The sequence below is a fragment of the Prauserella marina genome, from assembly GCF_002240355.1.
In the GTDB taxonomy this organism is placed as follows: domain Bacteria; phylum Actinomycetota; class Actinomycetes; order Mycobacteriales; family Pseudonocardiaceae; genus Prauserella_A; species Prauserella_A marina.
The window spans coordinates 4,778,367-4,804,096 of sequence record NZ_CP016353.1 but is presented as its reverse complement, the minus strand read 5'-3'; the positions used below and the strand labels follow the sequence as shown (position 1 = coordinate 4,804,096).

The 25,730-nt window shown below is 68.9% G+C and carries 14 protein-coding genes; 10 read left to right on the top strand and 4 right to left on the bottom strand.

The window, feature by feature from the left end; genetic code table 11:
• Positions 1 to 33 precede the first annotated feature (33 nt).
• Positions 34 to 1,365: a magnesium transporter gene (gene mgtE / locus BAY61_RS22455; RefSeq protein WP_091809530.1), complete on the top strand. Its 1,332-nt coding sequence runs from the start codon at positions 34 to 36 to the stop codon at positions 1,363 to 1,365.
• 7 nt (positions 1,366 to 1,372) lie between these two features.
• Here the strand turns inward: mgtE and BAY61_RS22450 are convergent, their stop codons facing one another.
• On the bottom strand, positions 1,373 to 2,356 hold the full coding sequence (locus BAY61_RS22450; RefSeq protein ID WP_091809531.1) for a substrate-binding domain-containing protein: 984 nt from the start codon (positions 2,354 to 2,356) through the stop codon (positions 1,373 to 1,375).
• Positions 2,357 to 2,447: 91 nt separating this feature from the next.
• Between BAY61_RS22450 and BAY61_RS22445 the strand changes: the two genes are divergently transcribed.
• Together BAY61_RS22445 and BAY61_RS22440 are read left to right on the top strand one after the other, a co-directional pair.
• Positions 2,448 to 3,215 (top strand): IclR family transcriptional regulator, encoded by a 768-nt coding sequence (locus tag BAY61_RS22445; protein WP_091809533.1) that lies wholly within the window; start codon positions 2,448 to 2,450, stop codon positions 3,213 to 3,215.
• A gap of 34 nt (positions 3,216 to 3,249) precedes the next feature.
• Complete coding sequence (locus BAY61_RS22440) at positions 3,250 to 3,984, top strand: hypothetical protein (protein WP_091809534.1); 735 nt, start codon at positions 3,250 to 3,252, stop codon at positions 3,982 to 3,984.
• A 22-nt stretch (positions 3,985 to 4,006) separates the two neighbouring features.
• Here the strand turns inward: BAY61_RS22440 and BAY61_RS22435 are convergent, their stop codons facing one another.
• The 3 genes from BAY61_RS22435 to BAY61_RS22425 form a co-directional block, all read right to left on the bottom strand.
• Positions 4,007 to 4,354 carry a DoxX family protein gene (locus tag BAY61_RS22435; RefSeq protein ID WP_091809536.1) on the bottom strand — a complete coding sequence of 116 codons (348 nt, stop codon included), beginning with the start codon at positions 4,352 to 4,354 and terminating at the stop codon, positions 4,007 to 4,009.
• Positions 4,355 to 4,496: 142 nt separating this feature from the next.
• Positions 4,497 to 5,234 carry a hypothetical protein gene (locus tag BAY61_RS22430; protein ID WP_091809537.1) on the bottom strand — a complete coding sequence of 246 codons (738 nt, stop codon included), beginning with the start codon at positions 5,232 to 5,234 and terminating at the stop codon, positions 4,497 to 4,499.
• Positions 5,235 to 5,516: 282 nt separating this feature from the next.
• Positions 5,517 to 6,329, bottom strand: a complete 813-nt coding sequence (locus tag BAY61_RS22425; protein ID WP_091809539.1) for an SAM-dependent methyltransferase — start codon at positions 6,327 to 6,329, stop codon at positions 5,517 to 5,519.
• A 322-nt stretch (positions 6,330 to 6,651) separates the two neighbouring features.
• Here BAY61_RS22425 and BAY61_RS22420 point away from each other — a divergent pair, with 322 nt between their 5' ends.
• The 7 genes from BAY61_RS22420 to BAY61_RS22390 are packed head-to-tail and all read left to right on the top strand — an operon-like array spanning position 6,652 to position 25,695.
• A complete protein-coding gene (locus BAY61_RS22420) occupies positions 6,652 to 7,455 on the top strand; it encodes a 2,3-dihydro-2,3-dihydroxybenzoate dehydrogenase (RefSeq protein ID WP_245865345.1) in 804 nt (267 codons plus the stop codon).
• Positions 7,448 to 8,593, top strand: coding sequence for an isochorismate synthase (locus BAY61_RS22415; RefSeq protein ID WP_245865344.1), 1,146 nt, complete (start codon positions 7,448 to 7,450; stop codon positions 8,591 to 8,593). Before BAY61_RS22420 ends, BAY61_RS22415 begins: the two co-directional genes overlap by 8 nt.
• Positions 8,590 to 10,218, top strand: a complete 1,629-nt coding sequence (locus BAY61_RS22410; protein ID WP_091809542.1) for a (2,3-dihydroxybenzoyl)adenylate synthase — start codon at positions 8,590 to 8,592, stop codon at positions 10,216 to 10,218. The genes BAY61_RS22415 and BAY61_RS22410 overlap by 4 nt, the downstream gene beginning before the upstream one ends.
• Positions 10,219 to 10,222: 4 nt before the next feature.
• A complete protein-coding gene (locus tag BAY61_RS22405) occupies positions 10,223 to 10,903 on the top strand; it encodes an isochorismatase family protein (RefSeq protein WP_091809543.1) in 681 nt (226 codons plus the stop codon).
• On the top strand, positions 10,879 to 11,121 hold the full coding sequence (locus BAY61_RS22400; RefSeq protein ID WP_091809545.1) for a phosphopantetheine-binding protein: 243 nt from the start codon (positions 10,879 to 10,881) through the stop codon (positions 11,119 to 11,121). The genes BAY61_RS22405 and BAY61_RS22400 overlap by 25 nt, the downstream gene beginning before the upstream one ends.
• A gap of 37 nt (positions 11,122 to 11,158) precedes the next feature.
• The gene (gene panD / locus BAY61_RS22395; RefSeq protein ID WP_091809546.1) at positions 11,159 to 11,593 is read left to right on the top strand and encodes an aspartate 1-decarboxylase; all 435 of its coding nucleotides are present in this window, start codon (positions 11,159 to 11,161) and stop codon (positions 11,591 to 11,593) included.
• A complete protein-coding gene (locus tag BAY61_RS22390; RefSeq protein WP_091809548.1) occupies positions 11,590 to 25,695 on the top strand; it encodes a non-ribosomal peptide synthetase in 14,106 nt (4,701 codons plus the stop codon). Before panD ends, BAY61_RS22390 begins: the two co-directional genes overlap by 4 nt.
• The last annotated feature ends 35 nt before the right edge of the window (positions 25,696 to 25,730 follow it).

Sequence of the window (25,730 nt, the reverse complement as noted above, 5' to 3'; positions counted from 1 at the left end):
CCGCTCAGGGCTCCCGGCCAGCGAGGGAAGGGCATGACAGGCAACACCTTGAGCGGGCTGCTCGATGAGGGCGACGTCGCGGGACTACAGCGGTGGCTCGGCGAGCATCCTCCCCACGAGATCGCTGACGAGCTGGCCCGAGCCGACCCGGTCCGGGCCGTGCTGATGTTCCGGCTGCTCGACAAGGACAGCGCGCTCACGGTGTTCGAGGAACTCGATCCCGGCGCGCAGCAGAACGTGCTGTCCGGACTGCGCGGCAAGGCGTTCGGTGACGTCGTGGAGGGCATGGACCCCGACGACAGGGCCAGGCTGCTCGGCGAGGCGCCCGCGAAGTTCGCCCGCAGGGTCCTCGACGGGCTCAGCCCCAGGTCGCGGGCCATGACGGCGGCGCTGCTCGGCTATCCGGAAGGCTCCGTCGGCAGGTACATGAGCCCGAGGACGGTCGCGATCAGGGGGCACCTCACCGCGGCGAGGGCACTCGACGTGGTGCGAGCGAGAGGCGAGGAGGCGGAAACCGTCTACACCCTGCCGGTGATCGACGATCACCGGCGGTTCCTCGGCACGCTCGAACTACGTGACCTGGTACTGAGCGCGCCGGAGCGGCCGGTGACCGAACTCGCCGACACCAAGACTCCGCGCGTGAAGGCCACCGACGACGCCGAGGCCGCCGCGCGGCTCATGCAGGAGGCGAACCTGCTCGCCCTGCCCGTCGTGGACAGCGAGGACAGGGTGCTGGGGCTGCTCACGATCGACGACGCGGTGGAGGTCATCGAGGCGGCCGACACCGAGGACGTCGCGCGGCAGGCCGCCGCGGCGCCGCTGAGCGGGCACTACATGTCGGCGAGCGTGGTCCAGCTGGCGAGGTCCCGAGCGGTGTGGTTGCTGCTGCTCATCGTCGCCGCGACCTTCACCGTCAACGTGCTCCAGTTCTTCGAGGCGACTCTCGAACAGGTGACCACGTTGGCGTTGTTCATCCCGCTGCTGGTCGGGACGGGTGGCAACGCGGGGGCGCAGGCCGCCACCGCCGCCGTCCGCGCGCTCGCCGTCGGCGAGGTCCGCACCCGCGACCTCCCGCGGGTCGCCTGGCGGGAAAGCAGGGTCGGGCTGGTGCTCGGGCTGATGCTGGCGGTGGTGGCGCTCGGCGTCGGGACCCTGCTCGTCGACTTTCCGATCGCCGTCACCGTCGCGTTGTCGATCGTGCTCGTGTGCTGCTGGGCGGCCACGATCGGGGCGACGATGCCACTCGTGGCGAAACGGGTGGGCATCGATCCGGCCGTCATCTCGGCTCCGCTGGTCACGACCATCGTCGACGCGACGGGACTGATCATCTACTTCCTCATCGCCCGCGCGGTGCTGGCGTTGTGACCCGGCCCTACACGACGACCTTCGACAGCGTTTCGGGCGCGAACAGCTCTTCCGGTTCGTAGCGCCGGGAGGCCAGCCCCTGCTCGTGGGAGTAGCGCAGGAACGTCTCCAGCGCCGCGCGGTTGGCTTCCAGCCCGTAAGGCCACCAGTCGGACCCGAGCGCGGCGCGGGTTCGCTCGGCCTCGGCCCACAACCACGGAAGCGCATACGGCAGCGCGGCCGTCTCGCCGATACCGGCCAGCGCCGCCGTTTTGGCCAGCTCACAGGATTTCACCAGCTCGGTGGCCAGCCAGCGATGCTGCCGGTAGACGTCGGAGCGGATCACGAGCGTGTGCATGATGGGGAAGATGCCGGTGCTGGCGTGGTAGTCCTTCTCGGTTCGTTCTGGATCGGTGAACAGCCGCCGGATTCCGCCCCCCGCGTTGAACGGACCGGGATTGCGTGCGCTGTAGACCGCGTCGAGTTCACCGTCGAGCAGCATGCCGGACAGAGTCCTGCCCTCTGCGATCGGCGCGACGTCCACGTCGGATGGCAGGTCGAGCGCGATCTTCTCGACCCTGCCGGGTTCGTCGAGACCTCCGGTGCGATACCGCACGGACGCGACGCCGAGTCCGTGCAGCTCGGCCAGGATTCCCCTGATCCACACCGCCGCCGTGATCTGGTACTCCGGCACCCCCACGGTGCCTCCCGCGAGCTGAGCGGGTTCGGTGACCGGCGAGTCGTGCCGCACGTAGACGGCGCTGTGCCGGAAGGCGCGGGAGGGAAAGACGGGGACGGCGACGAAGGGCGCGTCCTCACCGAGGGTGAGCACATAGCTCGACAGGGACAGCTCCGCGATGTCGAATTCGCGATACTTGAGCATCCGGAAGAACGTCTCCTCGACGGGGAGATCCAGGAAGTTCAGCTCGGCGCCGCCGAGGCCGACCGTGCCGTCCAGCAACGGCCGCATGCGGTCGTATCCCTGACAGGCCATCGTGAAAACCGGTGACATGAGCCCTCTTTCGCGAGTGTTCCGGATCGCTGCTCATCGTGCGTGACCGTCCCCCTGTCGGCGCAACGATCTTCCCTATAGTCGGGAAACCATGAGTACGTCCTCGCGCGGCGTGGCCGCCAAGGTGTGCGCGATCCTCGACGCGCTGTGCGAGTCGCCGTCGGGGCTGACCGCGAGCGAGATCGCCCGGCGCGCGGGCATGCCGGTGAGCACGGCCCACCGGCTCGTGCGCACGCTCGCCGAATGGGGTGGTCTCGAACGGCAGGCCGACGGCAGGTACCTGGCCGGGCTGCGGTTGTGGGAGGTCGCGTCGTCGGCTCCGCGAGCGGGTGGTCTTCGTGACACGGCCCGGCCCTACCTCGAAGACCTCTACGAGGCCACCGGACAGAACGTGCAGCTCGCGGTACGGGACGGCGGCGAGGCCCTTGTCGTCGAGCACTTCGCCGCGCGGAACGCGATCGCCACCGCGACCCGCATCGGCGGGCGGCTGCCCTTGCACGCCAGTGGCGTCGGCCAGGTGCTGCTGGCCTTCTCATCCCCTGAGGAGCAGGAGGAGGTACTCGCGGGACCGCTCGAACGGTTCACCGACCGGACCCTCTCCGACCCGGCGACCTTGCGCGGGGTGCTCGCCGATGTGCGCGGGTCGGGGGTCGCGGTGACCAACAGCAGCATGCCGCTTCCCGCGCTGGCCGTCGCGGCCCCGATCACCGACGGTACCGCGCGCTGTGTCGCCGCGATGGCCGTCGTCGTGCCGAGCGAGCTGACGGCGACGCCCTACGTCGCGGCCGTCGTCGCCGCGGCGCGAGGAGCGTCGAGGGCCGTAACCGACCGGCCTGCGCGGCGCCACCGGCCGTTCTAACGTTGACTCCCTGCAAGGGAGGAGCTGGTTTCCGATGCTCTCTCGGCACGCGGAACTGCGATTGCTGTTCTTCTTCACCGGTTTCGTCGCGACATTCCTGATCATCAGGGTGAGTGTGCGGCTGATCAGGGCCAACGTGCGCTGGTGGCCCGGCAATGTTTCCGCGGGCGGGGTGCACATCCACCACATGGTGTTCGGGGTCGTGCTGATGGTGCTCAGCGGAGTCACCGGTGCCGTGCTCGACGGCGAGGTGACCGGCTGGCGGCTGGCAGCGGCGGCGGCCTTCGGCGTCGGCACGGCGCTCGTGCTCGACGAGTTCGCGCTCATCCTGCACCTCGACGACGTGTACTGGAGCAGGCAGGGCAGGGTGTCGGTCGACGCGATCTTCCTCGTGGTGGGGCTTTCCGGGCTGTTGTTGCTCGGTGCCCGCCCGCTCGGGTTCGACACGGTGATCGTGCTGAACGGGTCGGGCGAGCGAACCAGGCTGACCACCGTTCTCGGCTACCTCTACGTGGCCCCGATGTTGTGCTTCGTCGTGATCACGTTGCTCAAGGGAAAGATCTGGAGCGGGGTGCTCGGCCTGCTGGTGCCGGTGCTCGCCATCGTGGGTTCCATCCGGCTGGCGAGACCGGGTTCGCCGTGGGCACGCTGGTTCTACGCGCCGGTAGGGTGCGAGCGCGCGCTGCGAAGGGACACCGAGATCCGCGCGAGGGTGATGCGGATCAAGACGAGCGCGCAGGATCTGGTCGCGGGCAGACCGGACGAGTAGCGGTCCGTCCTGTGTGGATGGTTCAGCTCGCGAACCCCACCGTCAGCGCGGCGACCACCGGTGCGACGTAGAGCAACGGAAACGGGATGTGCGAGTAGGAACGGGCCCTGATCACCGTGACGAGGGCGCCCGCGAAATACAACACGAGACCGGTACCGGCCATCACACCGATGAACGGAACGGCGATACCGGCGAGCAGGCCCGCCGCTCCGGCCGCCTTGGCCGCGCCGAGCCACGGCAGCCACGATCGCGGAATGCCGTAGTCGGCAAGCGGCTCCACCACCCACGCCGCCTTGACGAAAACGGATACCGAGGAAAAGGCCACCATCGCGGCGGCGAGGAGGGTCAGGACGAGGTGCGCGGTGGACATCGGGGCTCCTTGGTGCGGTGCGGTCGGCTGTCACCACCCCGACACCGGCCGCCGCGCGGATGTGACACGAAAAAGGCGCGAACCATCATGGTTCGCGCCTTTTCCTCGCCCCTGGAAAGAGCCCGTTGGTGCGGGTCCCTGGTCAGCTCGGGTTGGCTTCCATGTCGTCCCAGCACCACGATCCGCCGTCGTTGGCGAAGGTCATGGTCACGACGCCGCTCGCGGTTTGGCCGCCGTTCTCCAGCGTGACATCGGCGGTCGCGGTGGCGGTGCTTCCCGATTCCTGCACGTCACCGGACAGCTCGTACTTGGTCACCATGTTGACGTCCTTGGTGAAGCTGCCGATCTTGTCCTCGGAGCCGGTGCAGGCGAGTTGGTTCAGCGCGGTCTCGTCCTGGCTCTGGAAGCCCTGTGCCACGGAGTTGGCGAGCTCCTGGGCTCCGCCGGCCTGTCCAGCAGGCACCTCGGGAGTGTCGGAGGGCGTGCCGGGCATCGCCGGAGTCTCCGAGGGCTCGTCGCTTGGCGGCGGCGCCTGCGTCTCGCTGGTCGTGGTGCCGCCGTTGCCGCCGGCCTGGTTGTCGTCATCGTCGCTGAGCAGGAACCCCGGTGCGAGGAAGGCGGTGACGCCGAACGCCGCGATGACGACGACGGCCGTCGCGAGGCCGATCCAGAGCCCGGTCTTCTTCTTCGGCTCCTGGGGAGGGAAGCCGCCGCCCTGGCCTTGGCCGTAAGGGTTCTGTTGCGGGTAGCCGCCGCCCTGCGGGAACTGGCCGCCCTGCTGGTAGCCGCCGCCCTGCTGAGGGAAACCGCCGCCTTGGCCCTGCTGCCATCCTGGCTGCTGACCGAACTGTGGCTGCCCTGGTTGCGGTGGGTAGGTCATGACCGTGCCTTCCGTAGCTCGCTGCGCCCGGCGGAGCGCCCTCTCGGATGAGTAGGACGCCGTCGCATCGCGAGAGGTTCCTCGGGTGTCACGTCGAACATGAATCCGCCGCGTGTTCGACGCCCGCGGCTGATCCAACCATCACCGGCCCGAGTCCGTGCGCCGAGGGAGACCGGCAGCGATAACGGCTACACGTTCGGCGAGTGGTCAATCACCGAAGGTGAAGGTCGAGACCAGCAGGTCGCCGACGTGGTCGGCGAACCGCGGGGTGGGGGAAGCGGGTCACTTACGGGCGAGCGCGGCGAGCGCGACGTCGTCGGCCACGGTGTGTGGCTGGAGGTGGGGGCCGTCCGGCCACCAGTCGTTGAGCCGGACGAGGCCGGGCGGCAGCACCTCGAAGTCGCCGAAGAAGCGCTCGATCTGTTCCCGTGTACGGAAATAGCCGGAGCCCATGTTGCCCCTGGCGAATATGTCCTCGACGAAGCGCGCGAGTTCGCTGGCCGCGCCGCCGTCCTCGGGATCGTGGAAGTGGATCAGCGCGAGATACGAGCCGTCGGGAAGCAGGTCACGGTAGCGCCGCATGATGTCCCACGGGTCCCGTTCGTCCGAGAGATGGTGCAGGGTGCTGCACTGGAACAGCGCGAGCGGCTGATCGAGGTCGATGGCGCGGGTGACCTCGGGGTGGCTGAACAGAGCCTCTGGCTCGGTCAGATCGGCCATCACGAGGTGGGTCCTGTCGTTTTCCTCAAGCAGCGCGCGGCCGTGTGCCGCGACGACGGGGTCGTTGTCGACATAGACGACCCTGGCTTCGGGATTCTCGCGCTGGGCGACGGTGTGCGTGTTCTCCGCCGTCGGCAGTCCCGCCCCACAGTCGAGGAACTGCGTCATCCCGGCTTCCCTCGCGAGGTAGCGGGTCATCCGGATCAGCCACCGCCGTCCCGAACGGGCGAGGTCCTTCATCTGCGGCGCGACGGCGTCGATCTGCCGGAACACTTCCCGGTCGGCCTCGTAGTTGTCCTTGCCGCCGAGGAACGCGTCGTAGACCCTGGCCACGCTGGGGACAGTCTCGTCGATGATCGTGACGCCGTCGGACACGGAGAACCTCCCGCACGAAGAATGTGCCTGCAAGGGGGCGACCTTAGCGAACCGGCGGGGTCGGCGGCACCCCACCCGTATCGCCCGGCGCAAGCGAGCACGCCGCTTTGACCAATGTGGACAACGTCGGCGGCCGCGCCTCCGTTGGCCGTGGCTGTTGCCGCTGGTCCGGTCGGGTGTTGAAGAAATCACGTCAACCGTCGCCACTTGGTGAATAACGGCTGGTCAGCGGGATGGCCAGGGCGAAGACCTCGTCCGACGATATTAAGCAAGCCTTACCTACCTCTTGTTAAGCAAGGCTTGCCTAATGTTTGATGGCCCCGTGCGAGAACGTGGGGTGCCTTCCGGAGATCAGGTTGTCGTGGTGACCGGCGCGGCGCAAGGGATCGGGGCCGCGACACTCGCCGCCTTCGCGGAGAGCGGAGCTACCGTGGCGGCGCTCGACGCGAACGCGACCGCGCTGACCGCGACGGTCGCCTCACTCGCGGCCGGCGGCAACGCGGTCACCGCGTTTCCCGTCGACGTCACGGACGAAAGCGCGCTCACTGCGGTCGTCGCCGACGTCGAGCGGAAGCTGGGACCGATCGAAGTACTGGTCAACGGAGCCGGTGTACTGAGAACAGGAGCGGCGGCCGACATGTCCACGGCGGACTGGGCCGCCTTGTTCGCCGTCAACGCGACCGGCGTTTTCCTTGCCAGCACAACGGTGGCGCGGTACATGATTCCCCGCCGCTCGGGTGCCATCGTGACGATCAGTTCCAATGCCGGAGCCGTTCCGAGGGCGGGCATGGCCGGTTACGCGGCGTCCAAAGCCGCCGCCACCATGTTCACCAAGTCGCTCGGCCTCGAACTGGCCCGCCACGGCATCCGCTGCAATGTCGTGGCCCCCGGCTCGACCGACACGCCGATGCTGCGCGGAATGTGGCCGGAAAACAGGGATCCCGGCGAGGCCATCGCCGATCTCGTGGCGGGTTCGCCGACCGACCACAAGGGAGGGATCCCACTGGAGAAGATCGCGCTGCCACGCGACATCGCGGCGGCCGTGTTGTTTCTCGCCTCAGCCGAAGCGGGGCACATCACGATGCAGGAATTGCTTGTGGACGGAGGGGCGGCTCTTGGTGGCTGACGAGATGACCCGCCGCGACGCGAGCACGATACTCGGCGATTACCGGCCTCCTCGCTCGTTTTTCGCCACCGAGAGCCGCACGATTCTCTGCGAGGGCACCGCCGCGCACGTCCACGCCGACAACGCGGTCTCGCTGGCCGAGCGCGCGCTGGCCGCGCTCGACAGTCAGGGCGCACCGCTTGTGGTCGGGGCCTTTCCCTTCCACGACAAGGTCGGCGCGGCGCTGACCATACCCGAGACAGTGGAGGTCGGCGGCGGGCTTCCGCGTAGCGGCGCCAGGGGTCCGCAACCGCCACTTGTGCCGCCGTCGCGGGTGCGCTCGCTGCCGGGCCGGGCGGAACACCGTGCCGCGGTGAGCGCGCTGACGGACCGGATCGCCGCGACCGGACTGCGCAAGGCCGTACTCGCCAGGGCGCTTGATCTCGAATTCGCCGAACCGGTACCGGCAGAGCTGATCCTGCGCAACCTGGTGCGGGGCAACCCAGGCGGCTACACCTTCGCGGTCGGCGACGAGCCGACGCTGCTCGGCGCCAGTCCGGAACTGCTGCTTTCCCGCGAGGGCAGGAAAGTGCGCTCGCATCCACTCGCCGGTTCCGCGCGCCGCTGCGCCGATCCGGCCGAGGACAAGGCCAACGCCGCCGCGCTCGTCGCCTCGGCCAAGGACAGGGCCGAGCACGCCATGGTCACCGACGCGGTCGCCGCCGCATTGCGGCCGTTCTGCGAGACGCTGGCGGTTCCCCCGCGACCGGAACTGGTGGCGACGCCGACCATGTGGCATCTCGGTACGCCGATCGAGGGGGTGCTGAGGGATCCTGGCGTCACCTCGCTCCAGCTCGCCGCGGCTCTTCATCCGACACCCGCCGTGTGTGGCACTCCGACCGATCTCGCTCGTGAGGTCATCGGCGAACTCGAACCATTCGACAGGGGCCACTACGCGGGCATGGTCGGCTGGATGGACGTCGACGGCGACGGCGAGTGGGCGGTCACGATCCGCTGTGCCGAGCTGGCCGGATCGGCGATGCGCCTGTACGCGGGAGGCGGGATCGTCGCCGGTTCCGATCCGGTCACCGAGCTCGACGAGACCTCGGCGAAGTTTCAGACCTTGTTGCGTGCCATGGGATTGGAGCTGACCCCGTGAACGCGGCCGAAGCGCCAGGGTGGCCGGAGGAGTTCGCGGCCCGCTATCGCGAGGCAGGGTACTGGAACGGGCAGACCTTCGGGGAACTGCTGGCCGATCGGGCACACCGGAGCCCTGACCGGGTCGCCGTCATCGATGGCACGCGCCGTTGGACCTACCGAGAACTCGACGAGCGGGCGAACGCGATCGCCGATGGACTGGCCGCACTGGGTATCCGCCGAGGCGACAAGGTCGTCGTGCAGTTGCCCAACATCGGCGAGTACTACGAGTTGCTGTTCGCGTTGTTCCGGCTCGGTGCCCTTCCGGTGTTCGCCCTTCCGGCACACCGGTTCGCGGAGATCGGCTACTTCTGCGAGTTCACCGAAGCGGTGGCGTACGTGATCGCCGACCGGCACGGCGGCTTCCGCTACACCGAACTCGCCGACAAGGTCACCGCCGCCGTTCCAGGACTGCGGCACGTGATCGTGGTCGGTGAGGCGGGACCTTACCTCGCTTACGAAAGCCTGGCGGCGAAGCGGGCAACGGGTGTCCTTTCCGGACCGTCCGCATCGGACCTCGCCTTCCTGCAACTGTCCGGAGGCAGTACCGGAACCCCGAAGCTTATCCCGCGCACCCATGACGATTATCTGTACAGCGTCAGGGAAAGCGCGCGGATCTGCGAGCTGACCGAGGACAGTATCTATCTGGTCGTGTTGCCGGCGGCGCACAACTTCCCGATGAGCTCGCCCGGGTCGCTCGGCGTGTTCTTCGCGGGCGGAACCGTGGTGCTCGCCCCGTCACCTGCTCCCGACGTGGCTTTCCCGCTGATCGAATCGGAGCGGGTGACCATCACCGCCGTCGTTCCGCCGCTCGCGCTGGCCTGGCTGCGGGCGGCGGAGACGAGCGAAAACGACCTGTCCTCGCTGCGGGTCTTGCAGGTGGGCGGGGCGAAGTTCAGCGAGGAGGCCGCGCGAAGAGTCGGTCCCGAACTCGGCGTGACGCTGCAACAGGTCTTCGGCATGGCGGAAGGGCTCGTCAACTACACCAGGCTCGACGATTCCGGCGACGTGCTCGTGAGTACCCAGGGCAGGCCGATATCGCCGGACGACGAGATCCGGATCGTCGACGACGAAGACCGCGACCTGCCACGCGGTACCGAAGGCAACCTGCTCACCAGAGGCCCTTACACGATTCGCGGCTACTACCGCGCGGCCGAGCACAACGCGAGTGCCTTCACCGAGGACGGTTTCTACCGCACCGGCGATGTGGTGCGGATGACGGAGGAGGGCAACCTCGTCGTCGAGGGAAGAGCCAAGGACCAGATCAACAGGGGCGGCGAGAAGGTGGCCGCGGAAGAGGTGGAGAACCACCTGCTCGCCAACGAGGCGGTGCACGACGTGGCCGTGGTGTCCATGCCGGACGACTTCCTTGGCGAGCGCACGTGTGCCTTCGTGATCCCCGCGTCCGGAGCGGAGCCGAAACCCGTGACGCTGCGCCGGTTTCTGCGCGAGCGAGGACTGGCCGACTACAAGCTTCCGGACCGGATCCGTCTCGTCGCCGAATTCCCGAGTACCCCCGTCGGCAAGGTGAGCAAAGCCGCGCTCCGCCGGGCCATCACCGAAGCGTTGCGGCGAAAGGAGTTCTGAACAGTTGTCTCTGCCTACCATCGCTCCCTACCGGGTACCGGCCGAGCACGAGCTGCCGGAGAGCACGGCGGGCTGGGTGGCCGATCCGGCCCGTTCCGTCCTGCTGGTACACGACATGCAGCGCTACTTCGTCGCCGCCTACGCAGCCGAAAGTCAGCCGCTGGCCACGGTGGTGCCCAACATCATGCGGCTGACCGCCGAGGCGAGGGCACTCGGCATTCCGGTCGTCTACTCGGCGCAACCGGGCGACCAGCGACCGGCCGACCGGCAGTTGCTCCGCGACCTGTGGGGGCCCGGGTTGCGCGCCGTTCCGGAAGAAGAAGCCATCATCACCGAACTCACCCCAGCCGCCGATGATCTGTTGCTGACGAAATGGCGCTACAGCGCGTTCCAGCGTACCGATCTCAGGACCCGGATCGCGAAATGGGGCCGGGATCAGCTTCTCGTCACCGGAATATACGCGCACATGGGTTGCCTGCTCACCGCATGCGAGGCGTTCATGCAGGACGTGCAGCCGTTTCTCGTCGCGGACGCGGTCGCCGACTTCTCGCTCGCCGATCACGAGATGGCGCTGCGGTACGCGGCAGCGCGTTGCGGAGTCGTGCTGTCCACAACGGAACTGACAAGACAACTCGCGACCGATACGACCAGGGACGAACAATGGCCTCAGCCGGCGAAACACTGAGCATCGACGCGATCAGGTCGGACGTGCTGGAACTTCTCGGAGCCGACAGCTCCGAGGTCTCCGACGACGATGACCTCGTCGACATCGGACTCGACTCCATCCGCATCATGCACCTCGTCGAGCGGTGGCGCGCGAGGGGCGCCGACGTCAACTTCGTCCAGCTCGCCGAGGAACCCACGATCAGGGGCTGGCACACGGCCGTCACCGGCTCCCGATGACGAGGCCGCTCAAGCACACATCCAGCAGGGACCAGGTATGCAGCGCATTCTGATGAACGGCAAGATCCACAGGGCGACCGTGACGCAGGCCGACCTGCACTACGTCGGCTCGCTCACGGTCGACTCCGACCTGCTCGCCTCGGCGAACATCGTTGAGGGCGAACAGGTGCAGGTCGTCGACATCACCAACGGAAACCGGCTGGAGACCTACGCCATCAGCGGCGAGGCGGGCAGCGGGGTCATCGGCGTCAACGGCGCCGCCGCTCATCTCGTCCATCCGGGTGACCTGGTGATCGTGATGAGTTACGCGGCGTTCGACGACGCCGAGGCACGTGCTCACCGGCCCTCCGTCGTCCACGTCGACGCGCGCAACCGGCAGATCGCGCTCGGCGACGATCCAGCCGAACCGGTGCCGGGCGATCCCGCTCAGCGTTCCGGCCGAGTGGTGGACGAGGTGACCGAAACCCGATGAGTGAGGCCGGGGACACCGGAAACACGCTGCCGCTCACCGGCGCGCAGCACGCGATCTGGGCCGCACAACAACTCGACCGCGACAGCCCCGCCTACCTCACCGCCCGCTACGTCGATCTCAGCGGGCCGGTGGACGTCGAGGCGTTGTGCTCGGCCATCGGCGCCGCGACCGCCGAGATCGACGTACTGCGGCTGGTGCTGACCGAGGAGGACGGTGAGCCAAGGCAGCGCGTACTCGGTTCCGGTCAGGGCGGTACGGCCGAGGTCGTCGACCTCACCGGCGAGGCAGACCCGGTCGCCGCGGCCCGCGAGGCCATGTCCCGCGACCTCGCGACCCCGGTCGGCCTGTGTGAGGGGCCGCTCGCCCGTCAGGTTATCTTCGTCGTCGGACGGCGGCGTTGCCTGTGGTATCAGCGATTGCACCACATCCTCGCCGACGCCTTCGGGTTCACGATGATCGTGCGCAGGGTCGCCGCGCACTACACCAGCGCGACCACCGGTGCCGACCTGCCACCGGCCAGGTTCGCCCCGCTCGCCGAACTCGTCGCCGACGACCGCCGTTACCTCGATTCGCCGCGACGGCGGGACGACCGTGACTTCTGGCGAACGGAGTTCGCCGACGGCGTCGAGGTGACCGGGCTCGCGCCGGGAACCGCACTGCCCGCGCCCGGATTCCTGCGAGACGAAGGGGAACTGCCGCCTTCGGCTTCGCGGCGGCTGGCCGAACTGGTCTCCGCGACGGGAACCAGTACGCCGGAGGCGATCACGGCGGCGTTCGCCTGTTACCTCCACCTCGCGACCGGCCTGCGTGACATCGTGCTGGGAATGCCGTTCATGGGCAGGTTCGGCTCCGTCGCGATGCGGGTGCCGAGTACCACCGTGAACGTGCTGCCGTTGCGCTTGCGGGTCGAACCGTCGTCGCGAGTCGGTGAGCTGATCGCGGCCGTGTCGGCGAAGCTCGGTGAGCTGCGTCGTCACCAGCGCTACCGTTCCGAGGAACTGCGCAGGGATCTGCGGTTGCTCGGTTCCGGTCGCAGGCTGATCGGGCCGTGGGTCAACGTCAAACCGTTCGACACGGCGGAAACCTTCGGCGAGTGTGCCGTGGAGAGCGTTCCGCTCGCGGCAGGTGGCGTCGACGACCTCACGTTGACCGTCGCGGTGGCCAACGGCTCCGACGCGCCGCGGCTGACCTTCGACGCCAACCCCCGGCTGTACTCCGCGGCGGAACTGGGCGTTCATCGCGACCGGTTTCTGTCGCTGCTCGAACAGTGGTGCGGCTCGCCGGAGACGACGCTCGCCGACCTGAGCCTCGTATCGCCTCCGGAACGTGACGTCCTTGTGGAGCACCGTAACGACACCGCGTTCTCCTTCGACGAGCAGGCGACGGTCCCCGGTCTCATCGCGGCAGCCGCGCGGGCCGATGAGAACGCGATCGCCGTTCGCGCCCCTGACGGCGAACTTTCCTACCGTGAGTTGCTTGCCTCGTCGCGCAGGCTGGCGACATTGCTGTCCGAAAGCGGGGTCGGCGAGGGCGACCTCGTCGCGGTGGCACTGCCGAGGACGAGCGACGTGGTGTGCGCGCTGCTCGCCGTTCAGTTCCTCGGCGCGGCCTACCTGCCCATCGACACCGGTTATCCGGCCGACCGGATCCGCTTCATGCTGGATGACGCGGATCCTGTGCTGCTGGTGTCCACAACGGATCTCGCGCCAAGGTCGGATTTCGTACCGCTGCTGGCTCTCGACGAGGCGCGTGACCGCTGGGCCGCTCGCGAGGAGCTACCGGAGCAGCCGAGGCCACCCGCGAGCGCCCCTGCCTACATGATCTACACCTCGGGCTCGACGGGGCGGCCGAAGGGCGTCGTGGTGCCGAGGAAGGCACTCGTCAATTTCCTGCACGGCATGTCGCATCGGTTTCCGCTGGAGACGGGTGATTCGCTGCTCGCCGTCACCACCGTCGGCTTCGACATCTTCGCGCTGGAGTTCTACCTTCCGTTGCTCAGCGGGGCCACACTCGTGGTGGCCGGGCACGACACGGTCAGGGACCCGGCCCTGCTCGGTGACGCGATCGGTGAGCATGCCGTGACCGTCATGCAGGCGACGCCTTCGCTGTGGCGGGGAATGGTGGAGCTGGCTCCCGATTCCCTTGCCGGACTGCGGGCTCTGGCCGGTGGTGAAGCCGTACCAGGGGAACTGGTGGCCGCCATGCGGGCGGCGGGCGCCGAGGTATCCAATGTGTACGGCCCGACGGAGACGACGATCTGGTCGGCGAGCCGGCACCTCGCCGACGAGGCGAGCCCTCCGGTGGGAACGCCCATCGCCAACACCCGCGCCTACGTGCTCGACGACGCGCTGCGTCCGGTGCCTGACGGCATGGCGGGCGAACTGTATCTCGCGGGTACCGGGGTCGCGCTCGGCTACCACCGCAGGAAGGGGCTGACCGCGCAGCGCTTCGTCGCTGATCCGTTCGGCGAATCCGGCACCACGATGTACCGCACCGGTGATCTCGCCAGGTGGGCCGACGGCGCGCTCATCGTGCTGGGCCGTACCGATCACCAGGTCAAGGTACGGGGTTTCCGCATCGAACTGGGCGAGATCGAGGCGGCGCTGAGCGCCGACGAGCGAGTCGAACAGGCCGTCGTCGTTGCGAGTGAGTTCGCCGAGGGCGACATGAGGCTCGTGGCCTATCTGGTCGCCGATCCGGGGCTGGACACCGAGGACGTCGGAGCGCGCATCGCCGCCGTGCTGCCGGACTACATGGTGCCCTCCGCGTTCGTCGTACTCGCCGAGTTCCCGTTGACCCCCAACGGAAAAACCGACCGGAAACAGCTGCCTCCGGTGTGGACGGCGAGCGGGGCCCCCGGTCCCGCACGGGAACCGGCTACCGAGACCGAACGCGTGCTGTGCGAGTTGTTCGCCGAACTGCTCGGCGCCGACGACGTCGGGCCGGACACCGATTTCTTCTCGCTCGGCGGTCATTCGCTACTGGCCGTACGGCTTTCCGTTCTGGTGCGAGAGCGGCTGGGGTCCCGGCTCGCCGTACGCGACCTTTTCGACGCGCCCACCCCAGCGCTGGTCGCCACGCGACTCGTGGCAGCCGACGACCGGCCCCGAATCGTCAGCGGCACCTCCGATGGCCCGGAGCCGTTGTCCTTCGGGCAACGCCAGCTCTGGTTCCTCCGGCAGCTGTCGGGAACGGGACCCGCCTACAACATCCCGCTCGAACTGCGGCTGCGCGGACCACTCGACATCGACGCGCTGCGAGCGGCGCTCGGCGATCTCGTCGCGCGGCACGACGTACTCAGGTCGGTCGTGGACGACACCGCACCCGGCGAGCCGTCGCAGCGCGTGTGTGCCCTGAGCGCCCTCACCGGTCTCGCGCCATCGGCCGAGGACATCGCCGAAGCCGAACTGGCCGAGGTCACCACGGACGCGGTCCGGCACGAATTCGACCTTTCCACCGAGATTCCACTGTGGACAAGGCTGTTTCGCGTCACCGAAACCGGTGAGCACGTGCTGTTCCTGGTACTGCATCACATCGCGGGCGACGAATGGTCGTTGCGGCCACTCGTCGACGACCTCGCCTTCGCTTACGCGGCGCGCGAGCGCGGCGAGGCGCCCGAGTGGGTACCGTTGCGGGCCACCTACGCCGACTTCGCGCGCTGGCAGCGCACCTTGCTCGGCCAGAGCGAGCAGCCGAGCGCGCTCGCGAGCAGGCAACTCGCGTTCTGGAGCGAGACTCTGGCCGGTGCGCCCGAGCTGGCGCTTCCCACCGACCGGCCATATCCGGAGGTGGCTGGCACCGAAGGCGCGACCCTCGAATTCGACCTGCCTGCCGAGCTGGTGCACGGCCTGCGGCGCATCGCGGAGGACACCGACGCCTCGCTGTTCATGGTGCTGCACGCGGCTTTCGCGGCGCTGCTCGACGATTGGGGCGCCGGTTCCGACATCGTGCTCGGTACCCCGGTGGCCGGACGGGCCGACACGGCGCTGGACGACCTCGTCGGGTTCTTCGTCAACTCGGTGGTGCTGAGGGTCGACACCTCGGGTTCGCCGACGTTCACCGAACTCGTCGGGCGCGCTCGCGCTGCTGATCTCGCCGCTTTCGACAACCAGGATCTGCCGTTCCAGCGTCTTGTCGAGCAGCTCAACCCCGCGCGATCGACCGCGAGACATCCGCTGTTCCAGGCGCTGTTCGCCTACCACGCTCCGCTGGGCTCGACCGAGGAGTTCGGGTCGTGTTCCGTGCGGCAACGGCTCGTCAGCACGGGAACGGCGAAATTCGAGCTGACGGTCAACCTCAGCGAGCGCGATGGAGGAGCGGCGCTGGCCGGAGCGGTCGAGTACCGCACCGACCTTTTCGAAGGGGAGCGGATCGCCTCGCTGATCGAGCGCTGGCTGACGCTGCTCAGGGCCGTCGTCGCCGATCCGGCCCTGCGCATGCACGGCTCAGGCGTGACCCGCGTCGTGAACCCGGGGCCAAACCTGGACGACGTGCGAGCCCCCGTCGCGCCTCGCACTCAGACCGAACGGTGGCTTGCCGGACTGTTCGCCGAGCTGACCGGCGCACGGGAGGTCGGAGCGCACAGCGGCTTCTTCGGTCTCGGCGGGCATTCGCTGCTCGCGGTACGCCTCGTCGCGACGTTGCGGGCCTCCGGTTTCCCATCGGCTTCGGTCACCGACGTGTTCGCGGCGCCGACCGTGGCCGAACTCGCGGAGCGGCTTGCCGCCCGTGAGGAGACCGCCGGGGCACCGCTGGTGCGTCGCGCTCGCGAAGGAGACGCGCCGCTTTCGCCTGCCCAGCAACGGTTGTGGTTCCTGTACCGGCTGGAAGGGCCTGCCTCGAACTACAACATCCCGTTGCTGTTGCGGATCACCGGGGAGCCGGACGTCGGCGCGTTGCGTGCGGCGCTTGCCGATCTCGTCGCCCGGCACGAGCCGTTGCGTACGCTGCTCGCCGACACCGGAGGGGTGCCGGGGCAACGGGTTCTTCCCTCGGAGAGCGCGGCGCCTGTCGTGGATCTTCGCGGTCCCGTGACGACCGCTGATCTGCACCACCGGTTCGCGATCGACCAGGAACCGCCGCTGCGGGTCACCCTGCACCACGAAGCCGGGCCCGAGTACAGCCTTTTGTTGTTGCTGCACCATCACGCCGCCGACGAACTGTCGGTCACGCCGCTGCTTCGCGACCTCGCGACCGCTTACCTGGCACGGATCGCGGGTACCTCGCCCTCTTTCGAACCGCTTCCGGTGAGCTATTCGGACTACGCGGAATGGCAGTGGGAGCAGCCCGTCGCCGAGGCCGAACGGTTCTGGACACGAACGCTTGCCGATCTGCCTGAGGAGATCCCGCTCCCCACGGACAGACCGCGCCCGCCTCACGCCGGTCATGAGGGCGCCATCGTGGAGCGCGAGTTGCCGCCCGCGCTGGCTCGCCGGATCACCGAGGTGGCGCGGCAGCACGACGCGACCCCGTTCATGGTGGTGCGGGCCGCCGTCGCCGCGCTGTTGCGCGCCGTGGGTGCCGGTACGGACATTCCGCTCGGAGCCCCGGTTTCCGGAAGAGAGGACGCCGCGCTCGACGAACTCGTCGGCCTTTTCGTCAACACCGTCGTGCTGCGCACGGACGTGTCGGGCGATCCCAGTTTCGCCGAACTACTCGGCAGGGTGCGGGCCGCCGACGCCGAAGCCTTCGCCTGGCGCGACCTGCCCTTCGAACGCGTGGTGGAACTGCTCAACCCGCGCAGGTCGCTGGCAAGACACCCCCTGTTCCAGGTTTCGGTCGCCCACAACCGCCGCTCGGAGCGGACGCCGGAATTTCCGGGACTGCGGGTTCGCAGGCAACGGCCCGACTACGCGGTCGCCAAGTACGACCTCGCACTGGACTTCACGGAGTGGGACGAGCGGCTGACGGTCGCGGCCTCCTACGCCACCGCGCTCTTCGACGAACGCACCGTGGAGTGGTTGCTCGACGCGCTGACCCTGTTGCTCACCGGAGTACTCGCGGATCCATCGGCGAGGCTCAGTTCCGTTCCCGTGCTCGGCGAAGCGGAGCACGCCAAAGTGGTCGAGGAATTCAACAGCAGCGCCGCCAGCTCCGATACGGCCGGGAGCGCGGATTCCGTACCTGACACCACGCTGTGGCGGCTCTTCCTCGCGCACGCCGAACGGGTACCCGACCGTGAGGCCATCGTGGATGGTGTCGAGCGGACCGATTACGCGCGACTCGCCGCGAGGGCGAGAAAACTCGCGCGGGTCATGGCCGCACGGGGCGTACGCTCCGGTGACAACGTCGTCGTGCTGCTGCCCCGCTCGGCCGAGGTGTGGACCGGCATGCTGGCGATCGCGGCGCTGGGCGCCGTGTACGTTCCCGTCGACCCGGGCTACCCCGCCGCGCGGATCGCGCACATTCTCCGGACCGCCTCGGCGAGGCTGGTCCTCACCACAAATGCCTTCGCGGACAAGGCATCCGGCGCCCCCGTGCTCACGGTGGACGACCCGGCGGTGGCGGCGGAGCGGGCCGCCGCCAGCGCCGAGCCGCTGGCGACCGAGTCGCTGACCCGCGCTGCCGATCCCGCCTACACCATCTTCACGTCGGGATCGACGGGCAAGCCCAAGGGCGTTGTCGTGCCGAACTCGGGGCTGGCCAGCCTTGTCGCGACGTTCGAGCGCGCCGTGGGGCCGCTGGACGGCTGCCGCTGCGGCCAGTTCGCGACCCCCGGCTTCGACGTCACGTTCGCGGAACTGTCGCACACGCTGTTCTCCGGCGGAACGCTCGTGATCGTCCCCGGACACGCGAGGGCGGGGGAGGCGTTCGGGGAGTTCGCGAAGCGGGCCGCGCTCACACACGCGGTGATCCCGCCCTCGGTGGTGAATTCCCTTCCAGGGCCGGGATGCCTTCCTCGCGGCTGCACGCTCACCGTGGGCACCGAGGCGATGTCGGCGAAACTCGTCGCCCGGTGGGCCGGTGAGCATCGCATGGTCAACGCGTACGGGCCGACCGAGGTGACCGTCAACTCGACCATGTGGGCCGCCGATCCCGGCTTCGCGGGAGCGATCATCCCGATCGGCAAGCCGGATGTGCGCAAGCGCTGCTACGTGCTCGACGAATGGCTGCGTCCCGTCGGGATCGGCGTGCGCGGCGAGTTGTACCTCGGCGGTGCCGGGGTGGCCTATGGCTACCTCGGGCTTTCAGGGCGCACGGCGGAACGGTTCGTCGCCGATCCCTTCGGGCCCGCGGGCGCGCGGCTCTACCGCACGGGCGACGTGTGCACGTGGACGGCGGAGGGCGACCTGTTGTACCACGGCCGCACCGACACCCAGGTCAAGATCAGGGGACTGCGCATCGAGCCCGGCGAGATCGAGCACGCATTCGCCGCGCAGGACGGCGTCCGGCAGTGCGTCGTCACCACGACCGGTGACAGGCTCGTCGCCTACGTCAGGGGAGACGGCGTGCTGGACACCGCCGCGTTGCGGGCGGAGGCGGCGTCCGTTCTTCCCGACTACATGCTGCCCGCCGCCGTTGTCGCACTCGACGAGTTTCCGTTGACGGTGCACGACAAGATCGACGTCGCCGCCCTGCCCGATCCCGGTTTCGGCAACGGTGCCGGGTACGTGCCGCCGCGCACGGCCGCCGAGAAGGTGCTCTGCGAGCTGACCTCGGAACTGCTCGAACTCGACAAGGCCGGGATCGAGGACAACTTCTTCGCGCTCGGCGGTGACTCGATCATCTCGATCAGACTGCTGGCTCGTGCGCGTGAAGCGGGCTGGGTTTTCGAACCGAGGGCGGTGTTCGAGCACCCCACCCTCGGCGGGCTCGCCGGTGTCACCGCCAGGCTCACCGGCGAACCGGCGACGGAAAGCACGCGACCGACGCCGGGACTCACCGCCGACGAGGAGGCGATGGTCCGGTCCCGCTGGGCCCGCGAGGGCAACGGCGAACTCGCCGAGATCCTGCCGTTGTCGCCGCTGGCGCAAGGGTTTTACGTACAGTCGGCGCTCGGCCCTGATTTCTACACCGTGACCTTGTCGCTCGATCTCGCGGGCCCGCTCGACTCCGCGCTGCTGAAGCGGTCGATGGAGCGGGTGTTCGACCGCTACCCCAATCTGCGCGGCGCCGTCTATGGCGAAGGGTTGCGCAAGCCGGTCAACGTCATCGCCGAGCACGTCGAGATCCCCTGGTCCGATGTGGACGTCAGTGCCGAGCCGGACAAGGAGGCCGCGCTGCGGGCCCGCGTCGGCGAATTGAGGCGCGAGCCGTTCGACCTGGCGCGGCCACCGCTGATGCGGGTGCTCGTCGCGAAGAAGGGCCCCGCCGAGTACCGGCTCGTGGTGTTCACCCAGCACATTCTCTTCGACGGCTGGTCGTCGCCGTTGCTGATCGGCGAGGTGCTGTCGGTCTACGCCGATGGCGGGTCGGCGGCGGCGCTGCCTCCCGCTGCGCGTTACCACGATCATCTGGCCTGGTTGTCCACTCGCGACACCGAAGCCGCGATGGTGGCCTGGCGGCGCGCGCTGGAGGGCTTCACCGAGCCCACGCTGATCGGCTCGCCGCGACCGGGTCACCCCGCGGAATCGGTGACCCTCACCGGCGGTGTCGGCTCCGAACTGCTGGCGGGACTGCGGGAGCTCGCCCGCTCCGAACGGGTCACGCTCAACGTGCTTGTTCAGGCCGCGTGGGCGATGACGCTCGGCAGGTTCACCGGACGCGACGACGTGGTGTTCGGGATGACGGTGTCCGGCCGTCCCGCCGATGTGCCCGGCGTCGAGCGAATGATAGGGCTGTTCATCAACGCGGTCCCGGTGCGGGCGAAGCTGCGGCAGGCCGAGTCGCTGCCGGGTTTCCTGCGCGCCCACCAGGCCGCGCAGGCGGATCTCGTGGCGCACCAGCATCTCGGGCTCGGCGACATCCAGCGGGCGGCGGGACTGCCGGAACTGTTCGACACGACCGTGGTGTTCGAGAGCTACCCGATCGACGACGATCGGCTGGCCGCCATCCAGCGCGCCAGCGGGCTTTCCATCGAAGCCGTCGAACCGGAGGACAGCAGCCACTATCCGGCGATGCTGCTTGTCGATCCGCTCGGCGACCGGCTCCGGCTCCGCCTCTCCTACCGGGTCGACCTGCTTTCCGGTGAGGAAGCGGCCGGGTTGCTGTCGACGGTGTCGTCGCTGCTCGCCGGATTCGTGGCCACGCCGGAACGCGCGCTCGGCGCTTTCGATCCCGGCGACGACGAGCACAGCGGGAGCGTGTCGCGGGGAGACAGCGTCGCCGTGCCGCCCGACCTCGGCAGGTGGTTCGTCGAGCAGGCGGCCAGGATTCCGGACGCGACGGCGCTGGTGGCGGGGGACACCACCTGGAGCTACCGGGAACTCGCCACGGCGGCCGAAGACGTCGCGGCGCTGCTCCAGCGGGAGGGAGCCGATGCGGACTCGGTGGTCGGGATCGCGCTGCCGAGGACGGCCGAACTGGTGATCGGCCTGCTGGGGGTGCTCATCAGCGGCGCGGCCTACCTCCCGCTGGACGTCGACCAGCCACGACACCGGCTCGCCTCGATGCTGAACACGGTGCGGCCACAGTGGATTCTCGCCACCGCGACGCACCGCGCCCTGCTGCCCGAATCAGGGGCGCGGGTCATCGATCCCGCCGAGGCGGAAGGAACCGGCAGACCCCGGCTCGGGAACGTCAGCGGCGAACACCTGGCCTCGGTGCTGTTCACCTCGGGGTCGTCGGGGACTCCGAAAGCGGTGCTCGGCACGCGGCGTGGGCTCGCGAACCGGCTGGCATGGCAGACGCGGACCAGGCCGCTCGACATCGGCGATACCGTGCTCGCCAAGAGCAGGATCACGTTCGTCGACGCCACGACGGAGCTGCTGTCGGCTTTGCTCTCCGGAGCGAGGGTCGTGCTCGCCGCCGACGACGCGGTACGCGATCACCGCGCGCTGGCCGAACTCGCCCACCGGTATCAGGCACGCAGGATCACGCTCGTGCCGAGTCTGCTTTCGGTGCTGCTCGACTGCGCGGACGAGGGACTGCTCTCCTCGGTGCGGGAATGGGTGTGCAGTGGCGAACCGCTGGCCGACGCGCTCGCCGAACGCGCGAGCGCGCTGCTGCCCGGCGCCGTTGTCGCCAACCTGTACGGCAGTTCGGAGGCAAGCGGGGACAGCCTTGCCTGCCTCGCGGCCAAGCCGGGAAGCGGGGTCGGAACCCCGATCGACAACACCGGCTGCTACCTGCTCGACACGGCGCTTCGCCCGGTTCGCCACGGCGTAGTAGGCGAGGTGTACCTCTCCGGGACGGGGCTCGCGCGTGGCTATCTGGACGCGAGGGCCGAGAGCGCGGCGCGATTCGTCGCCGATCCGTTCGCGGCCGAACCGGGAACGAGGATGTACCGCACGGGCGATCTCGGTGTCATCACCCCCGACGGGAACGTTCTGCTGCTTGGCAGGGCCGACGACCAGGTCAAGATCAGAGGGCAGCGGGTCGAACTCGGCGAGGTCGAGGCGGCGCTGAGCGCACATCCCGGTGTCTCCGCGTCGGCGGCGGCCGCGCACCCGCTCGCCGAAGGCGGCAACACCCTCGTCGGCTACGTCGTCGGCTCCGGCGGTTCGCTGGATCCCGGCGCCGTGCGGGAACACGTGGCCGCCCTGCTACCCGATTACCTGGTTCCGGCTTTCGTCGTGGAGCTGGATTCCTTCCCGCTCACCGCGACGGGGAAGGTCGACAAGCGGGCGTTGCCCGCTCCCGACCGTTCGGCGATCGCGGGCGAGGAGGCGCCGCGCGGCGATGCCGAGCACGCGTTGCACGACGTGTTCACCACCGTGCTCGGTATGGAATCCGTTGGCAGGCACGCCAATCTGTTCGCGCTGGGTGGCGACTCGATCGCGGCCATGCGCGTGGTCGGCCTCGCCGCGGCGAAGGGGCTGCGGGTCGACGTCAAGGCGGTCTTCGACAACCCGACCGTCGCGACACTCGCCGAGGCGTCGGAAGCGGCACCGGCACCGGTGAACGAGCCGGAGGATCGCGAGGGGCCGCTTCCGCTGACCCCCTTGCAGCGCGGCCTGTACTTCCTGTCCACATTCGACGGTTCGGGCCTCGACGTCTACACGATGCAACTCGTGCTCGGGATCAGCGGTCCGCTCGACGTCGGCCGGATCCGTGAGGCGATCACCGGCCTCGTCGAAGCGCATCCCAACCTGCGGGCGGGATTCGCGGCACCGAAGGGCACCGACGAGGTGGTGTCGCTGACCGCGAACCAGCTCGGAATCGAGCCCACCGCCGTGGAATTCGCGCTCGCCGACGTGTCGGCCGAGCCCGATCCGGAAGCGGCTCTTGGTGATCTGCTCGCGGGGCAGCGGGGGCGCCGGTTCGCCCTCGACCGGCCGCCGTTGCTGCGGTATCTGCTGGTGCGCTTCGCCGACGACGAGCACAGACTGGTGCTGACCAATCACCACATCATCCTCGACGGCTGGTCGCTGCCGTTGCTGTCGAGGGAACTGTTCGCGCGCTACGCGGGAACTCATACCGAGCGCGGAGGACCGGGCTACCGGGACTTCCTGAACCTGTTGCGGGACAAGGGAAGTGCCGAATCGGTCCGGGCGGCGACCTCGGCGTACGCTAAGGCGCTGGCCGGGGTCACCGAACCGACCTATCTCGCCGAGAGCGCTCCGCCATCGGCGCTCGCCGACAGCGAGGACGTGGTTCTCGACCTCCCGTCGGAACTGGTCGATCAGCTCGCGGCGACGGCGAAAGAGCTGGGCGTCACGATCAACACGCTGGTGCAATACGCGCTCGGCGTCGTCATCGGTGCCTCGACGGGCCGCTGCGACGTCGTTTTCGGTACCACCGTTTCGGGCCGTCCTCCCGAGCTGCCAGGCGCCGAATCGGTTCCAGGGCTTTTCATCAACACGCTTCCAGTGCGCGTGAGCACGGGAGGGCCGGGAACGATCGCCGACGAGATCCGTCGCTTGTGGACACGACAGTCGGCGTTGCTCGATCACGATCACGTCGGGCTTTCCGATATTCAGCGGGAAGCGGGTCCTGGCGCGTTCTTTGACACGCTGCTGGTCTTCGAGAACTTTCCCGTCGCGGCCGACGAGGTGCGGGCCGAGGCACGGGCGGCGGGACTCGACGTGTGGCGCGCGGGTGGCCGCTCCGCGACGCACTATCCGCTCACCGTCGCCGTCTACCCTGGGCAACGTTTCCGCGTTGTCCTGGAGTACCGGCCGGACGTGTTCGCCCGCACCCGTATCGAGCGCACCGCGCGCGGACTGGAAGACGTGCTGCGGTCCGTCGTCTCCGGCCCGCGCCGCCCCGCCGCATCGATCGCGCTGCTGACCGATGACGAGCACGCCGCGGTGACCTCGTGGCTGAGCAGGGAGGCACCCGAGTCGGCAGGGCAGACACTGACGGACCTGTTCGCCGAACAGGTGAGCACCCGGCCGGAGGCGATCGCGCTGACCGGCAACGGAAAGCGGTGGTCGTTCGCGGAACTGGACCTCGCGGCGGACCGGCTCGCGAGGTGGCTGCTCGATAGCGGGGTTCGCCGAGGGGACATCGTGGCGCTCGTGCTCGACCGCGTCCCCGAATTCGTGGCCGCCGTGCTCGGCGTGCACCGGCTCGGCGCCGCGTTCCTGCCCGTCGACCCTGGATACCCGGCCGAGCGGATCCGGTTCATGATCGCCGACGCCGCGCCATCGGTCACGATCGACACCGAAACCCTGCTGACGGTACTGAATCCACCCGAAGAGCAGGTACCGAAGCCGGTCGGCGACAAGGAAAGGGGAGGCCCGCTGAGCGAAACGGACGCGGCCTACCTGATCTACACGTCGGGGTCGACGGGAACCCCGAAGGGCGTCGTCGTCGAACAGCGCAACATCGTCAATCTCTTCCACAGCCACCGCCTTGATCTGCACGAACCGGCGGTGCTGCGCGCGGGGGGACGAAGACTGCGGGTGGCGCACGCCTGGTCGTTCGCCTTCGACGCGTCGTGGCAGCCGCTGTTGTGGCTGTACGGGGGACACGCCGTGCACGTGCTCGACGAGGAGCTGCGCCGCGATCCCGCCGCGATGGCACGGGAACTGAGGGCGGCCCGCATCGACTTCATAGAGGTCGCGCCCAGCGTGTTCGCCGCCCTCATGGACAACGGGCTCATGGAAGGCGGCGGCGCGGCGGCGCTGCTGACCATCGGGGTCGGCGGCGAAGCCATCCCTGAACCGCAATGGCGGCGGATGCGGGAACTTCCCGGTGTCGAGGCGGTGAACCTCTACGGTCCGACCGAGGCCACAGTGGACTCCACGATCGCGCCGGTCGCGGAATCGGAGCGGCCGGTCATCGGCAGGCCGGTGCGTGGCGCGCGTGCCTACGTTCTCGACCAGCGCTTGCGGCTGGTCCCGCCGGGCGTGCCAGGCGAGTTGTACCTCGCGGGCGGCGGTGTCGCCCGTGGATACCACGGCGATCCCGCGAGGACGGCGTCCCGGTTCGTCGCCGATCCCTTCGGAGGCGGAATCATGTACCGCACGGGCGATCTGGTGCGCTGGACGCACGAGGGACTACTCGATTACCTCGGCAGAACCGACGATCAGGTCAAGATCAGGGGATTCCGGGTCGAACTCGGTGAGGTCGAGACGGCGTTGCGGGCCGAGCGGGGCGTGCGCGCGGCGGCGGTGATCGCGCACGAAGCGGGCGGGGTCCGCAGGCTCGTCGCCTACGCCGTCGTCGCCGATCCGGGGCCACTGCGGGCGAGACTGGCCGAAGTCCTTCCGCCGCACGCGGTTCCCTCGGTCGTCGTCGCCGTCGACGCGCTTCCCTACACGGTCAACAACAAACTGGACGTGGCCGCGCTGCCGGAGCCGGACTTCTCGTCGCTCGTCACCGGCAGGGCGCCGCGCACCGAAGGGGAGCGACGGTTGTGTGAGGTCGTCGCTCAGGTGCTCGAACTGGACACGGTCGGCGCCGACGACGACTTCTTCGAACTCGGTGGCGACAGCATGCTCGCCGTGCGGCTGGTCAACGCCGCGAAGGAGTGGGGAATCGAGCTGACCCCGAGGCAGGTGTTCGAGGGTAGAACGGTGGCGGTGCTGGCCGAATCGCTCGACCGGCACGGTTAGCGCGCGCGGTTGCGCATATCGAATCTCGATAATAT

Bases quoted from the DNA above. Each gene is read 5' to 3' on its own strand.
- BAY61_RS22430 (WP_091809537.1), bottom strand. From the start codon at position 5,234: ATGACCTACCCACCGCAACCAGGGCAGCCACAGTTCGGTCAGCAGCCA.
- BAY61_RS22390 (WP_091809548.1), top strand. From the start codon at position 11,590: ATGAGTGAGGCCGGGGACACCGGAAACACGCTGCCGCTCACCGGCGCG.
- BAY61_RS22445 (WP_091809533.1), top strand. From the start codon at position 2,448: ATGAGTACGTCCTCGCGCGGCGTGGCCGCCAAGGTGTGCGCGATCCTC.
- BAY61_RS22400 (WP_091809545.1), top strand. From the start codon at position 10,879: ATGGCCTCAGCCGGCGAAACACTGAGCATCGACGCGATCAGGTCGGAC.
- BAY61_RS22435 (WP_091809536.1), bottom strand. From the start codon at position 4,354: ATGTCCACCGCGCACCTCGTCCTGACCCTCCTCGCCGCCGCGATGGTG.
- mgtE (WP_091809530.1), top strand. From the start codon at position 34: ATGACAGGCAACACCTTGAGCGGGCTGCTCGATGAGGGCGACGTCGCG.
- BAY61_RS22440 (WP_091809534.1), top strand. From the start codon at position 3,250: ATGCTCTCTCGGCACGCGGAACTGCGATTGCTGTTCTTCTTCACCGGT.
- panD (WP_091809546.1), top strand. From the start codon at position 11,159: ATGCAGCGCATTCTGATGAACGGCAAGATCCACAGGGCGACCGTGACG.
- BAY61_RS22450 (WP_091809531.1), bottom strand. From the start codon at position 2,356: ATGTCACCGGTTTTCACGATGGCCTGTCAGGGATACGACCGCATGCGG.